Consider the following 13,697-nt stretch of genomic DNA (forward strand, 5'->3'; position numbering starts at 1 on the left):
ACCCGCTACTTTTTCCAGGCATCGAATTCGGCAGGTAGGAGACTGTAAACTTGTTCCTTGCTCATCGAATGCATGTCGAAATTCATTTGCAACTGTTTCGCCACCTTGGTCGCCAAGCGTCTGGCGCTGCCAGGGGTTTCTTTGCCAAGCGCCTTTTTCTTCATAGCTCCGCTGTCGGCATCCAAGTACATTTCGACCGACACCTCCAACAAAGCCGGTGTTGTCAGGAAATCCTTGTCGGAGGTATAGAGCTGCTCGATTGCATCGGAGTGCTCATACATGGGCCGAGACAAGAACAGGCGCGCAGCAGTCTCTCCCAGTTGCCTGTGAAGCCAGAACGAAATGAAAGCCAGATGCCTGTAGTAACGGAACTTGCTGTAGGCGAGAGGAATATACCGATAGGTACTCCATAGATCATGTGAGTTTCCCCGACTGGATCGCTTCAGCAATTGAGGGAGGTAGACCGCCGATATCCAAGCCCATAGTCCCACATTCGAATACTGGACCTTGGACAATTCGGCAGGAAGTGTCTCGTGAAGATAGTGGCCGAATTCGTACCTTGAATCGAAGACCATGGAGTCATCGATTGGGTCAGCTCCAGGCACCTCTCGAACCAATTCTGAAGCCCCAGCGATTTTTTCAACCATGGAAAAGAAATCTTCGGAAACCTTAGCTGGCTGCGAAGATTTCACCTTTGCCCTCTCCGCATCCATCAGTTCCTGAAAGGCGGCCACACCATCCGAATTGAACTCGCAAAGCGTTCTCTCCATTACAAAATCTCCTCGATCAGGGTTTTGCCGTCCCGCCATTTCTGACTGGTGAACGCAGCAACGATCTGTTCGACGAGGTCGAGCCTATCAATGTTGTCTGCATCGTTGAGGTGGGCAGCTTCTTCTCCCTCGAGGGGTATTGAGAGCCGTTGCTGAATAAAGCTCACCCACTTTGCCAATAGAGAATCCTCGTCAATGTCCTTGATGCTGTCAAATCTCAGAAGAATTCCTGTGGCGACACTTCTCACGATCTCGGGGAAGACATGTGCGGCGAACAGTGGATCGTCGACGAATTTGTGGAAATAGTCGGCGTGCACGAACACCTCGAAGTCTCCATGCCCATCCCAGCCGACTTGCCAAATGCGATCCCCAATGCTTGTTGAGGGCTTGGGATGGAAGATACCCTGGTTCTGTTCTCCTGAGCCTTCGTCCCCGCTGCCGGTATGGAGCCTTACACGCCCACCTGTCGCGGCGAGGATCTTCCCTGAAGCATCTATAGAACGTGAAATCACCTTCAGGCGAAATTCCAAGTTTGCTCCATCCGGGATCTCATCCAACTCGATTTCATCCTCGGACCTGTATTCCGGAAGCACATGTCGACGAATGTCGCCAAGCGCGAAGACATCGAGAACAAACTCCTTGGGTTCTTCTTTGTCGAGCTTGCACTCTTTCTCGATCGCGGCCCGGTCGAATTTTGCATGTATTCGGACAGTTTCCCCTTTGCGGTCAAGGAGTTGTAAAGAGAAAAGCTCGCTTTTCTGTTTGATCCGAGCTCGACCAGTGAAATTATGCGTGTCGTTGAATTCAAGCTGAATGGTCATCGGCTAACCTCATCACAATTTAATTCTCGGATGGATCAGCAAGTCCCTGTTTCCATCGAAACCTCTTGCTGAAACCCGAAACTCCGGCTGGAGCAGCTCAACGGTGAAGGTATTCTCCGACGCCGAAACAATTTTTGCTGCCCCTTTTGGCGAAATCTCGATTGGAATGGTCTTTCCAAATTGGAAATCAATTTTGCTGTAGTCCCGCCATGATCTGCTTTTTCCGAGAGCCGATACATATGCCGCTTTCACGTAAACTTCGACCGGGAAGGCAACTTCCTCTTCTTCGAACAGTTCGGCAATGTTCCCCACCGGGAGCAGGTCGAAACCCGGGTTCTCTGTATCCCTTTCGACCCGAATGGCAGGCGACCTCTTCACTGGGGGGATGTCATCCGGTTCCTCCGACTTTTTCCGCTTCTGTCCACGTTTCTTCTTGGAACCAATCCCCATCGGTTCCATTACAGAGAAGATATCATCTGCGAAATTCTCGTATGTGTTTGCATCCTCATCTTCCCGAGAAAGGATGCGATACATGTATGCTGGGAGATCCATCACAAACCGCAGCGCCCAATCGGATGTGAAGCTTTTTTGTTCATTGAATCGATTCAGGAACCACCTCGTATGCGCCGGCTCTTCGGCTTCCTTGAGGTAGTCCGACATATCTCGATCTTCAGCGATCAAGAAGCAGGTGACATTCTTTGCCGGGATGTTTGAGGGTTGCCTCGATATGATGATCTGGTTCCGGATGAATTGCGCATTATCGGTCAGCTTGTAGTCATCTTTTTTGAAATATACTTCGACCAAACCGACTTGCTGCTCCCCATCAACGGTCTCGAATTTCAGGCTGAAACTGAACCCAACCAATTGACCTTTCTCGAATGCAGAAAACATCCTTCCAAGGTTGTCTTCCGAAAAACAATCCTTGGTAACTGCCCCCCGGATGTCTCCATGGGCTGTGTGTGTCATGATCGGCTCATTACCAGCAAACCAGTTTGGCTTCCCGCCGGTCTTGAGTTCAAGGATCTCCCGCACAATTCCGACGCGGTGTTCAGTGTCCGAAACAGCTTTCCTGAGCCGCTCCCCTTGATCTGCAATATGCGTGATCACTTCTGAGAGGTTTTCCGCGCACACCGTCGTCGTCTCACCGGAAAGGCGATCGACGACTTCGACAACAAGATCACCCTTCAGGATGGGCCAGTAGTAATCGCGTACCGTCGCAAGGAGAAGCCCACCGCTGTCGACTGAACTGGGAATGCCCGGGATGAAGACCGACAAGCCGCTCTCGTCACGCTTCAAGGAGAACTCGGACAGGAACCTCTCAACGTCAGTAGATTCCTCGATTGGCATGAACTTTTCATTGCCGCCTTCATGAACCGATTGGCCAAATCGGCCGTAGCCGAGATAACTGCTTCCGTTCACTCGATGATAGGGCAAATTCGCAAAGCCAAGAAGGTATCTCTTCTGGTCATCGCTGCGCTTTGTCACCGCCAAAAACAGCGACATCCCGGAAATACGAGTAAGAGTGGTTTTACCAACGCCGTGACTGCCGCTGGATCCTTTACCCTTGCCACTGATCCCATCGTTCCACCAGAAGCCGACGAAGTTGGATCCCGAATGAGCGTTGCTCTTGTCTGTTTCGCCGATAAGGCCCTTGGTGCCTTCATCTTCGATAATCAAACAGCGAAGCTCCTTTCCGGCAAAACTCTCCGCAAACTTTCCGAGATCGTTGCTCGACAGGTGGTTGTCAACGGTCTCTCCTGCTTGACCAGTCCGGAGGAATGGCTCGAGGGTTTCCCATGGGAACGAGGCCAACGAAAGACGCACTCTGACCGGCTTCGCCGGATCAAGAGCGGCGTCCAATGAGTTCTGGACGGCTTCTCGAACCAGAGCCGTAGAAGCATCCTGATCGTTGAAGAACTCATTCAGTTTCGAACTTGAATTGCTGTGCTCTGGGCCGGCCTTTGGAAAACTCCACATCACATCTTCCTAATTTACAATTTGAAATCTTGGTCCGAGGGGCGGGTCTGTGTAAAACGCCCCTTCAATGCTCTCATTTCATCGTCGAGCGCTTTCATGATTTTCCGAACATCACCATCATCGAACGAGTAGTTGTTCCTGTTCGAGAGGTTTCCGATGAGGCGGAGATCCTTGATCGCCTTGTTCACGCGCTTCTCGGCGAGTTCCTCAAATTTCTGTCGCTTGTCTCGTTCAACCATCGGCCGTCACCTCCAATTCGCGTGGCGCCCGACTCATATAGTTATTCAATACTCAGAATGTCAACTACATATGAATAATGTAGTACCCATTTTCGAGATGAGAACTATTTTTAGCCTATGGGATTACCCTTTCGTCGCTTGTTTCAACATGCTGGAAACCGCGCTTGCGATCTGAAATGCCAGATACGGAGGCACTGCATTGCCCACCTGATGGTACTGGGCCGTTCTGCCCCCATGGAAGAAATAGTTGTCAGGGAACGTCTGCAACCTTGCTGCCTCTCGGACCGTCAAGGATCGACACTGTGTTGGGTCAGGATGAATGAAGTAGTGCCCATCCTTTGAAATATGACTCGTCACCGTGGTCGAAGGGCGGCTACCTACCTGAGTCCGGAAGCGGTCAGCAAAGTGCCCTGTTTCACGGTTCTTGTGTTCAGGTTGCAGAAAATCAGGGAACTCAGACAATTTCGGAGCCTTCTGATGCTCCTCTGCAAAGATGGAAGAGAACAGGTAACGCCCGAGATCGCCGGGGATGTGCCCCCTGGTTTCATGATGAAGGACGGCCTCCAGTTTTTCGTCCAATAACCATTCTTCCAGATCCTTCGGAAGCTGATGACCATCAGAGTAGGCTCGCGCCTGTCGTGCCAATGGAAGCTCATTTGCCTTGGCAATTTGTCGGGCACGTCTCCTAACTTCTACAGGCACATCCTTTGCCTCTGAGATCTCCTTCGCCTGGTCTCGTACCGCATCGATCCAAGCTTCCAGTTGATCACCTCGGCTCAGCCCGCTCCGAACACGTGGGATCCCGGAGAGCGCTCTTTCAACAGTCGTTTGCCGATCTCGGCGAACAAGGAGGGGTTCCTCCCCGAAGTCCAATTTTTCAGAGATATCTTTCCGTACGCCGACCACGATCACCCTGTGCCGTGCTTGCGGCACACCGTGATCTTCTGCGCGGAGAATGAAATCTCGCGCCGGAGGATGCCCCACCCCGAGGTGTGGCGCAGCATTCAGCGGAATCAGGGTGTACCCTGGTCCAGCCCCGGCAAGATCATCCAACACTCGGTGGAAGATTCCCCCGCCATCAACCTTGCTCGACAACATTCCCTTGACGTTTTCCATCACGAAGGCTGCCGGTTCGAGGCGCTCCAAGATGTTCACGTATTCCTTATAGAGGTAATGCCGGTGATCGTTTTCGAGGACATAGTCCTCCTTGCCCTTGTTGCGCGATCTGCCAGCCAGTGAATAGGCTTGGCAGGGCGGACCACCAATCAGGATGGTGTTTCCTTGGAAATCTGTGCGAACCTTGTCGAGAACCCCTGCAATTTCGTCAAAAACACCGGCATCCCCCAGAACCAATTGCCGGACTTCCTGCTCTGCGTGTTTCCATTCTTCCGGATAGAGTTCCGACCAGTTGGGAAACTCCAGCCCCCCATTCAGTGCCGCATAGTACTCCTTCGGAAACTCTTCACCAAAGCGGCGCAGAAAGGAGCGCAGACGCAATGTCTGCACGGCGTTGGCTTCCATTTCTACAGACAAGTGGATTTTCATGCTGACGTCGCCATCACGGCCTGCCTGAGTAAACCCCTCGCCAAGCCCTCCCGGCCCCGCAAACAGGTCGATTATTGCGAATTCACTGCTCATCTACGTTCCTTCTTTGTATTATTCTTTTATCTTCAAGAGCATGATGTGCGCCAGGGCAAACCTGTCACGGCGAGAATGGGATCACATGGCAGACATAGTCACACCCGAAGTGCGTTCCAGGATGATGTCGCGCATTCGTGGTCGAAATACCACGCCGGAGGTAGTTCTGCGAAAGGCCCTTCATCGCAGAGGATTTCGATTTCGGCTGAATGCCAAAAAGTTGCCTGGTTCACCGGACATCGTGCTGCCGAAGTGGAAAACCGTTCTGTTTGTTCATGGCTGCTTCTGGCACCGCCACCCAGGGTGCCGGAAAGCCACAACTCCTTCCAGCAACGTCGAATTCTGGGCAAAAAAATTTCACCAGAATGTGGAAAGGGATGCGCGCAACATCCGCGACCTTCAGGAGGCCGGATGGCGTGTGGGTGTCGTCTGGGAGTGTGCCATAGGCCGCGAGCCACCGTCAGGCCTCGTTGAAAACCTTGTCGAGTTCATCACAAGTGCGGAGCCAGGCCGGAAGGTTCTTGAGTGATCAAGGCTTCGCCGTCGAAGACCAATTCTGGGGGCGGCCCTGGAAATGCTGCCATTCCGGGCCGTTTCTTCTAACTCCCCATGTATTTGCCCTTTATTTTCGAGGAATTTCCGCCCTGGCACTGTCTTCGGGACGTAGGGAAGGGAGGTTCAAACCTTCCGTATTGTCCCCTATATGAGGCCTGGGGGGCCACAATCGTTAGTCCTTCGAATATCGAAGGCGATGTTGTCGCCTCCCTGGCTTTCGACAGCCAAATAACGGCTTCCTTCAAATCACAGGGGTGCTGTTACCACGTCCCACCATTTCCATCCGTCGTATTTGTCGCCACGCTGTTTGATCTGCGTGTAACGTTTAAGGCATTGCCATGATTGATGGCCCGAAATTTGAGCCACCTGGGGGATGGTCAGTCCCATCTCGAACAGGCGGGAAATTCCCTCGTGGCGCAGATCGTGAAAATGCAGGTCTTCGATCCCCAGCAGTTTGCAGGCATCGGTGAACCGACGACTGACGACATCGCTGTTGTAGGGGAAAATCCTGTCCTCAGTGCGAGGCATGGATTCGATGATCGCCCGCGCTTCCTGCTGAATGGAGAGCGTCATGTCATTTCCTTGGGTCTGCCTGGGGTGTTTCATGTTGCGGATGGTGATCTCTTCATGCTCCAGATCATAATCTTCCCAGGTTTGCGACAGGATGGCCCCTTGGCGATGGGTTTCGAAGATCGCTGCCGGCACGATTTTGTGCATCGGTACCATGCGGGGGTTTTTCCGGTATCCGTTGACGAAATGGTTCATCAACAAGTCGAGTTCATTGAGGGTGGGGCGGCGAGTTCGTTGCGCTGACTTCGTGACGATCTTCTGATGTTGAAGGGTGCGCATGGCCTCTTCGAATTCAGCGCGCGGCATGGTGACGCCACAGATCGGTCCACCAAAACGGATCAGCGTGCCCAGGGTCACCATATATCCGTTGACCGTTTGCGGTTTGCGGGGTTTGAAGGTGTAGTGTGCAGGAGTGTCTTTTCGCGGATCAACGGGGCGTGCTTGAAGCCCGGACAGAAGCTCCATTGCGATTTTTACGAAATCCCGTGCCAATAGATCTTCGATGGCAGACGCGCCAAAATCCAGTCGCTGAAAATAACTCAGCATCTGAGACTTGGATTTGCCGAAACCTTCAGGGGAGGCATCAATGTAGTCGCTGATGCAATCGGCAACGCTTTTGCGCGTCTTTGCCTTTACGGCGCGTTCCAGGCCGCCCGGCTTTTTCAAGGCGTCTTCACGACGCTTCAACCAGCTTTTTGCAGCCTGCTCCGAGGCAAATGTCTCGACCAGGTTGAGGATGACCTTTCCGTTTTTCTTCTTGCGAATCTGGACGGTGAAGCTCGGTTTGCCATTGGCCTTGAGGCGTTCTGTGATAGTTCCCATGGGAATTCCTTTCAGTCACGGGTTTTCCATGGCCGGGACATCTGATCGTTTGATTTTTTCGGAAGCGGGTTTGATTGGGTTTGAAACCCAAATCGGGGGTGATCGAGCCGAATGGGGCGGAACTGATTGGGTAGGATGGTAGCCTGGCAGTGCTCGAACCGGAGTGCTGGAACTTGGGGCGAAAAAAGTGCTACACGGCGCCGTCGGTGCTACATTCTCTAGCACCGCACCCAAAAACGGGGCTAAATCGAGCCAAAACGAGGAAAACGTTGAAGATGGTGGTTTCGAAAAACCAAGAAAAATCAGGGTTTTCCGACGTGCGGCGAGCGGCACGCCTATCCATTGCACCCATGATGGATTGGACTGACAAGAATTGCCGGTATCTGCATCGTTTGCTCAGCGCTGAGACCCTGCTTTATACTGAAATGGTCACGGCGCCCGCTCTGGTGCGCGGCGGCGCGCTGCATCTGCTGGACCATAACCCGCAGGAGCATCCGGTTGCGCTGCAGCTAGGAGGTTCGGACCCGCAGGAACTCGCGCAAGCGGCACAAATGGGGGCCGAGGCCGGATATGACGAGATCAACCTGAACTGTGGTTGCCCCTCGGATCGGGTCCAGTCCGGGACCTTCGGCGCCGTGCTGATGCGTGAGCCCGAAAGGGTTGCTGACTGCGTTGCGGCGATGCGTGAAGTAGTGGACATCGAGGTCACAGTGAAATGCCGCATCGGCGTGGACGAACAGGAACCCGCGGAGGTTCTGCCTGCATTCCTTGACCAAATCCGCTCGGCGGGATGTGATCGGGTCACGATCCATGCGCGCAAAGCCTGGTTGCAGGGGCTAAGCCCAAAAGAAAACAGGGATATTCCGCCTCTGGATTATGAGCTGGTGCACCGGATGAAGGCGGAATTTCCGGACATGCATATCTCGATTAACGGCGGTATCACATCGCTGACGCAGGCGCAGGAGCATCTGAAGGCCGGGTTGGATGGCGTCATGATCGGGCGCGCGGCCTATCACCAGCCGACGGATATTCTGGCTGCGGCTGATCCGTTGATTTTCGAAACGGGGAAGGTTGCTGACCCCATCGAGGTGGTGCAAGACATGCTGCCCTATGTCGAGGCGCATCTTGCCAAAGGTGGAAGACTGCACCAGATCACTCGGCATATGCTGGGGCTGTTCGCAGGGCGTCCAGGCGCGCGGGGCTGGCGGCGGATGCTGTCCGAGGGTGCCGTACGTGAAAACGCGGGACCGGAAGTGATCCTGCAGGCTATGGACACCGTCGCGGGGGTGTCACAGGTGGAACGGGTGGTTTGAGACGGCTCTGGGCCGGTATGGGGGAATAATGCCCGAGACGATGTTGCTGGCCCAGATGCTGGGCCTTTTGCTTGTGATCGGTGCCTTTGCCGGGGTGCTTGCCGGGCTGCTGGGCGTTGGCGGCGGAATCGTTCTGGTTCCAGCTTTTTTCTATGCCTTTCAAACGCTTGGATATGGCGGGCCGCAGTTGATGCAATTGTGTCTGGCAACATCTTTGGCGACGATCATTGTGACCTCAATCCGGTCGGTATTGAGCCACAACAAAAAAGGTGCTGTCGACTGGAGCATCTTGCGCGGTTGGGGACCGGGAATCGCGGTGGGGGCGGTGATTGGTGTTCTGGTGGCGTCAGCACTGCGTACGGAACTGCTGCAGGCGCTGTTTGGTGTGCTCGGTATGGTAATCGGCATCTATCTTGGCCTGGGGAAATCCGAATGGCGGTTGGGGGATGCTATGCCAAAGGGGGTGCGCCGGGCCGCACTCTCACCCTCGGTCGGGTTTCTCTCGGTTTTGATGGGCATTGGTGGGGGCAGCTTCGGCGTCCCGCTGATGAGCCTCTATAACATCCCCATCCACCGCGCGGTGGCTACCGCTGCCGGATTCGGTGTGATCATCGCGGTGCCCTCGGTGATTGGATTTATGTTTCTGAACATCGCGCCGGAACACCGGCCACCATTGACCATCGGAGCGGTCAATCTGGTGGCCTTCGGCATCATCGTCGCCATGACCATGATCACCGCGCCCTGGGGTGTGAAACTGGCCCACGCGATGGATCCGAAACCGCTGAGGCGGGTCTTCGCAGTGTTCCTGACGCTGGTTGCGCTGAACATGTTGAGAAAGGCATTGGGGTGGTAGAGGCCTTTCACCAGCGGGGATGGGTGAAATTCCCTTACGAACAGGCTTTGGTGGATTGGGTCGAGCATGCTCTGCCTGTGGCACGAACATCCGTCACTGATCCGACGCATGCTAAATGGCACGATTGCGAGGGGACGTGGTTCATTGGGGTCGATGCGTTGGAAAATGACGTGCAGGGCAGGGTGGCTGGCTCTCCGGCTCTGGCTGGGTCGGCGATTGCGCTGGCGCATCAGCAATATGGGCCGATTGATCTGCACAAGGGGCAGGTCTCGGTGATTTATCCGGGTTACCCGCGACCCCGGCGCGGCGAAAGTGAGGGCGCCGCGCGATATCGCGCTCGGCGGGATGCGGCACATGTGGATGGGCTGAAGCCGATGGGGTCTGACCGGCGGCGTCGGGTCGATGAACCGCATGCGTGGATATTGGGGATCCCGCTGACCGAGGCCAGTGCCGATGCAGCTCCGATGGTCGTTTGGGATGGCAGCCACAAAATCCTTGGCGAGGCGTTTCGCGAGGCGCTGAAGGATACCCCGCGGGATCAATTGGCCAGTGCCGATATCACCGACATCTATCAGGCTGCTCGGCGTGAAGTGTTCGAGACCTGCCCGCGAATCGAACTGCCTGCGCGCCCGGGTGAGGCTTATCTGCTGCACCGCCATTGCCTTCATGGCGTCGCGCCCTGGGCCGAAGGGGCGCGGGCCGGGCCGGATGGCCGGATGATCGCCTATTTCCGCCCCGAGTTTCCCGGCGGAGTGGCGCAATGGCTCGAATCCCCGTAACTTCCTGCCATTCTTTGGTTTTGGAGGGTTGGTTCGATGATTACGGTTCACACAAACGCCGATGGCACCCTGATCGAGGTTGAGCTGTCTGGTGAAGTCACCAGCACCGATTATGCGACAACGCTTGTTCCCGCGATCGAGGCTGCACTGGAAGAGCATGACGCCATTCGCCTTCTGGTAATCGTGACATCCGAGTTCAAGGGATACGATCTGGGTGCGGCCTGGTCGGATACAAAGCTGGGGCTCAGCCACTGGCGCGGGTTCGACCGGATTGGAGTTGTGGCCGATCAGGGGTGGGTGCAAACCAGCGTCCGTCTGGCCGCGCCGATCCTGCCTTGTCCGGTGCATGTGTTCGACATATCCGAACTGGAAGGAGCCCGCCGTTGGATTCGCGAATCCCTGGGCGCGATCCATGTGACCGATCTGGGCGGTCCCTGTATTCAGATCAGCCTGATGGGAAAGCTCGATTCCGAAGAATACAAGCAGGCGCAGATTGATCTGGATGCATTGTTGCAAAATCGCGAAGGATTTCGGCTGCTGATTGATCTGCGGGAATTCGACAGCTGGCAGGGATTGACGGCGATGGGCGCGCATTTCCGCCTTGCCGCTGGGCATATCGGGCAGCTGGATCGCGCCGCGATTGTTGGAGACAGGACCTGGCAGAAGATGGCGCAACGTATGGCGAGCCACGTTCTGGGTACCCGCACCGAGTATTTCTCTGCGGAGGATTATGAGCACGCCAAATCCTGGTTGGTGGCAGGCTGATCCGTCAAGGCTTTAAAGGTACGATCAAAGTGACGCGGCGTTACAAATCACGCAGCGTTTATCCGTGTAATTTCGGCAAGGCATTGAAGTGTCATAAGGAAACTTGGGCGAAGCAGTTTTCTGCTAAATTATCGCAGCTTTTCCCCCTTATTCCCCCTCCGCGGTTCACTACATGCGCCGCATTGCTGCTAACAACCCAGATTTGCAGGTGCGCTGTATTGTTGACCTCATGAGGTGAGCAACCGCTGGCATTTGTCTGGACTCGGTGGGAGGAAAAAGATGCTTTTGAAGAAGTTGCTTTCCAGTGTTTTTGACGGAAGTTCCGTGTCCGCGTCACCGCGCAATCGGTCGGGGCACGATCTGTCCCAGCAGATCAGTGACAGGAATCGGATGGAAAAGACCGAGATTATGGAGCTGTTTCAGCGTGATCTGTCGCCAACGCCTGAGTTCTACAAAGCCCGAGAAAAGCAACGACCTGAAATACGCAGATGATCAGTCACGATTCAGTCGCGCGGCACGTCCGCCGCGGCGCTTTGCCAGACGCGGTTTGCGGTCCGGCAATTCCTGCATGATTTCTGCACGTTCGGAACTGTCCATCTTGGACCAGCGGGTGATCTCATCAATAGTACGATAACACCCGGTGCAGATGCGTTCGGTCGGATGAACAACGCAGATCTGGATGCAAGGGCTTTCGACCTCGTCCCGTTTCCAAACCATGTTTGTCATCTGCGTTCCCTCATCCGTCAAAGAAAGCGCAACCTATCCAGCGCCCCTTGCAAGATATAACCAGCTGCGACGTGATCAATAACCTGTCCGCGACGCTTTCGTGTCGTATCCGCCTCAAGCAGGGCCTTTTCTGCGGCAACGGTGCTCAGACGTTCGTCCCAGAAACCGATGGGAAGGTTCGTCAGGCGGGTCATATTTCGCGCAAATGCACGGGTGGACTGGCACCGGGGTCCTTCGCTGCCATCCATATTGCGGGGCAGGCCGAGGACGATTCCGCCGATCTCACGCTCGGTCACGATTTCGATCAGCCGTGCGGAATCCAGGGTGAACTTTTTGCGCCGGACCGTCTCAAGCGGGGTGGCCACGCCGCGCATCCGGTCCGAGACGGCAACGCCGATGGTCTTCTCACCCAGGTCCAGCCCCATCAGGGCGGACATCGGAGCCAGAGACGCAGCGAAATCTTCGAACGCGTCATGGATCATTGCGCGATTCCGGCTTGCAGCGCGGCAGCGTCAATCATCTGCAGCGCCTCGGCGTCGCCAGCGAACACCTCCATGGCCTCGTTTCTGATGTCTATGGCGCGCTGACCCTCGCCCAACACACCCAGAGCGGCAATCAGGCGTGCCCATTCTTCAGGCGTTCCGCCTTCGGTCGCCAGACGATCCGAGAGGCCATCAACCATGCCCCGTATCATCTCCTGTCGTTCTTCCGGCGACATCTCGGCGGCAGCACTTACGTCGTCCTGACTGGGGCCGGATGCTGCGGAAAAGTCGGGCGCGTTGAACACCCCGGCGCGGAAGGCCAACTCATCGATCTGTGCGCGGATCGCGCTCGCCCAGGGCGCGCCAGCTGGGGCGTCGTTCAAGGTCTCAAGCCAAACGCGATAGGCCATGTCAGGCCGCCCGGTTTGCGCCAGCATCTGACCCCAGTAGTACCGGGCCGGGCCGAGGGTCGGGTCACGCTCCAGCGCCTGACGCAATGCGGTTTCAGCTTCGGGAGAGACATATCCTCCGGCAGCCAGAATCATCATTTCAGCCAGATCAGAATAAGCTTCGGCCGGAGCGTTCGCGCCAGACAGCTCAATGACTCGCGATTGCGCTTCGTAGCCTGCCTTGAAATTTCCGGCGTTGGTTTCGTGCTGCGCCAGAAGGATATGCCCCTGCAGATCATCCGGGCGTTCGGCCACAGTTTCACGCAGGCGGTTCAGCAAGGTGGCATAGTTTTCTTCCAGTGGAGGCACCTGAACCGGCGGTGCCAATTCCTCGGATTCAAGCTGGCTGAGACGGTTGGTGCGCAGATCGTCGGCCATCTCCAATCGGGCGGTCAACGGCATGTCAGGGAAACCTGCAGCCCCCATCTGGCGATACATCGCCAATGCGCCACCCACCAGTATGATTGCTATCAAGATCAAGGCGATGACGGAAACTGCGCGCGATGGCCCCGCAGCCGAGGCCTCGCCCCGCATCTGTGCATCCGCGGCCAGAATGCGGCGTGAGATTTCGGTGCGCACGCGTTCGGCGTCTGCGTCAGCGATCACGCCACGCGCCAAATCCCGATCAACGCCCGCAAGCTGTTCGCGGTACACCCTGAGGTCATAGGCAGCTGCCGGCTCTTCCAAACGGCGGCCGCGCAACAGAGCGAACCCCAGAAATCCGGCGATCAGCAGGGCGATGAGGAATATGAGAACCCAGAACGGCATGGTCCCTCCGAAAATGTTGCCCTGATTTAGACCTCTGAGCCCGCCGACAAAAGGGACAAATGGCCGCGAGGTGCGCTCATGTCGCAATAGTGCATTATTGCGACGTTGTGCGGCGTGGGTAAACTGTCCGGGCACGGCATATCTGCGCCCAATCACCGAACCGGATGGAT

The 13,697-nt window shown here is 55.6% G+C and carries 14 protein-coding genes; 5 read left to right on the plus strand and 9 right to left on the minus strand.

Annotation, left to right across the window (positions count from 1 at the left end):
* Nucleotides 1–5: 5 nt before the first annotated feature.
* The 5 genes from ACR0AZ_RS02780 to ACR0AZ_RS02800 form a co-directional block, all read right to left on the minus strand.
* Nucleotides 6–770 carry a hypothetical protein gene (locus ACR0AZ_RS02780; RefSeq protein ID WP_480666719.1) on the minus strand — a complete coding sequence of 255 codons (765 nt, stop codon included), beginning with the start codon at nt 768–770 and terminating at the stop codon, nt 6–8.
* Nucleotides 770–1,591, minus strand: coding sequence for a hypothetical protein (locus tag ACR0AZ_RS02785; protein WP_480666720.1), 822 nt, complete (start codon nt 1,589–1,591; stop codon nt 770–772). Before ACR0AZ_RS02785 ends, ACR0AZ_RS02780 begins: the two co-directional genes overlap by 1 nt.
* 12 nt (nt 1,592–1,603) lie before the next feature.
* Nucleotides 1,604–3,568 (minus strand): hypothetical protein, encoded by a 1,965-nt coding sequence (locus ACR0AZ_RS02790; RefSeq protein ID WP_480666721.1) that lies wholly within the window; start codon nt 3,566–3,568, stop codon nt 1,604–1,606.
* Nucleotides 3,569–3,582: 14 nt separating this feature from the next.
* On the minus strand, nt 3,583–3,807 hold the full coding sequence (locus tag ACR0AZ_RS02795) for a hypothetical protein (protein ID WP_480666722.1): 225 nt from the start codon (nt 3,805–3,807) through the stop codon (nt 3,583–3,585).
* Between the two features lie 123 nt (nt 3,808–3,930).
* Nucleotides 3,931–5,445: a DNA cytosine methyltransferase gene (locus tag ACR0AZ_RS02800; RefSeq protein ID WP_480666723.1), complete on the minus strand. Its 1,515-nt coding sequence runs from the start codon at nt 5,443–5,445 to the stop codon at nt 3,931–3,933.
* A gap of 85 nt (nt 5,446–5,530) precedes the next feature.
* Between ACR0AZ_RS02800 and ACR0AZ_RS02805 the strand changes: the two genes are divergently transcribed.
* Nucleotides 5,531–5,974 carry a very short patch repair endonuclease gene (locus ACR0AZ_RS02805; protein WP_480666724.1) on the plus strand — a complete coding sequence of 148 codons (444 nt, stop codon included), beginning with the start codon at nt 5,531–5,533 and terminating at the stop codon, nt 5,972–5,974.
* Between the two features lie 272 nt (nt 5,975–6,246).
* On the opposite strand, the gene ACR0AZ_RS02810 is transcribed toward ACR0AZ_RS02805, so the two are convergent.
* Nucleotides 6,247–7,236 (minus strand): site-specific integrase, encoded by a 990-nt coding sequence (locus ACR0AZ_RS02810; RefSeq protein ID WP_480666725.1) that lies wholly within the window; start codon nt 7,234–7,236, stop codon nt 6,247–6,249.
* Nucleotides 7,237–7,667: 431 nt separating this feature from the next.
* On the opposite strand from ACR0AZ_RS02810, the gene dusA reads away from it, so the two are divergent.
* Genes dusA through ACR0AZ_RS02830 form a run of 4 tightly spaced genes read left to right on the plus strand, consistent with a single transcriptional unit; the run spans nt 7,668 to nt 11,102 of the window.
* The gene (gene dusA / locus ACR0AZ_RS02815; RefSeq protein ID WP_480666726.1) at nt 7,668–8,705 is read left to right on the plus strand and encodes a tRNA dihydrouridine(20/20a) synthase DusA; all 1,038 of its coding nucleotides are present in this window, start codon (nt 7,668–7,670) and stop codon (nt 8,703–8,705) included.
* A 28-nt stretch (nt 8,706–8,733) separates the two neighbouring features.
* Nucleotides 8,734–9,558, plus strand: coding sequence for a sulfite exporter TauE/SafE family protein (locus tag ACR0AZ_RS02820; protein ID WP_480666727.1), 825 nt, complete (start codon nt 8,734–8,736; stop codon nt 9,556–9,558).
* 23 nt (nt 9,559–9,581) lie between these two features.
* On the plus strand, nt 9,582–10,337 hold the full coding sequence (locus ACR0AZ_RS02825; protein WP_480666728.1) for a hypothetical protein: 756 nt from the start codon (nt 9,582–9,584) through the stop codon (nt 10,335–10,337).
* Nucleotides 10,338–10,373: 36 nt separating this feature from the next.
* On the plus strand, nt 10,374–11,102 hold the full coding sequence (locus tag ACR0AZ_RS02830) for a SpoIIAA family protein (protein WP_480469387.1): 729 nt from the start codon (nt 10,374–10,376) through the stop codon (nt 11,100–11,102).
* 492 nt (nt 11,103–11,594) lie between these two features.
* On the opposite strand, the gene ACR0AZ_RS02835 is transcribed toward ACR0AZ_RS02830, so the two are convergent.
* From ACR0AZ_RS02835 to ccmI, 3 genes are read right to left on the minus strand one after another with little or no spacing between them, the layout of a single operon-like run.
* Nucleotides 11,595–11,828 carry a DUF1289 domain-containing protein gene (locus ACR0AZ_RS02835; RefSeq protein ID WP_480469389.1) on the minus strand — a complete coding sequence of 78 codons (234 nt, stop codon included), beginning with the start codon at nt 11,826–11,828 and terminating at the stop codon, nt 11,595–11,597.
* 17 nt (nt 11,829–11,845) lie between these two features.
* Complete coding sequence (gene ruvX / locus ACR0AZ_RS02840; protein ID WP_480469390.1) at nt 11,846–12,310, minus strand: Holliday junction resolvase RuvX; 465 nt, start codon at nt 12,308–12,310, stop codon at nt 11,846–11,848.
* The gene (gene ccmI, locus ACR0AZ_RS02845) at nt 12,307–13,527 is read right to left on the minus strand and encodes a c-type cytochrome biogenesis protein CcmI (RefSeq protein ID WP_480469391.1); all 1,221 of its coding nucleotides are present in this window, start codon (nt 13,525–13,527) and stop codon (nt 12,307–12,309) included. Before ccmI ends, ruvX begins: the two co-directional genes overlap by 4 nt.
* Nucleotides 13,528–13,697: the final 170 nt, after the last annotated feature.

The organism is Ruegeria sp. BE3, from assembly GCF_056538865.1.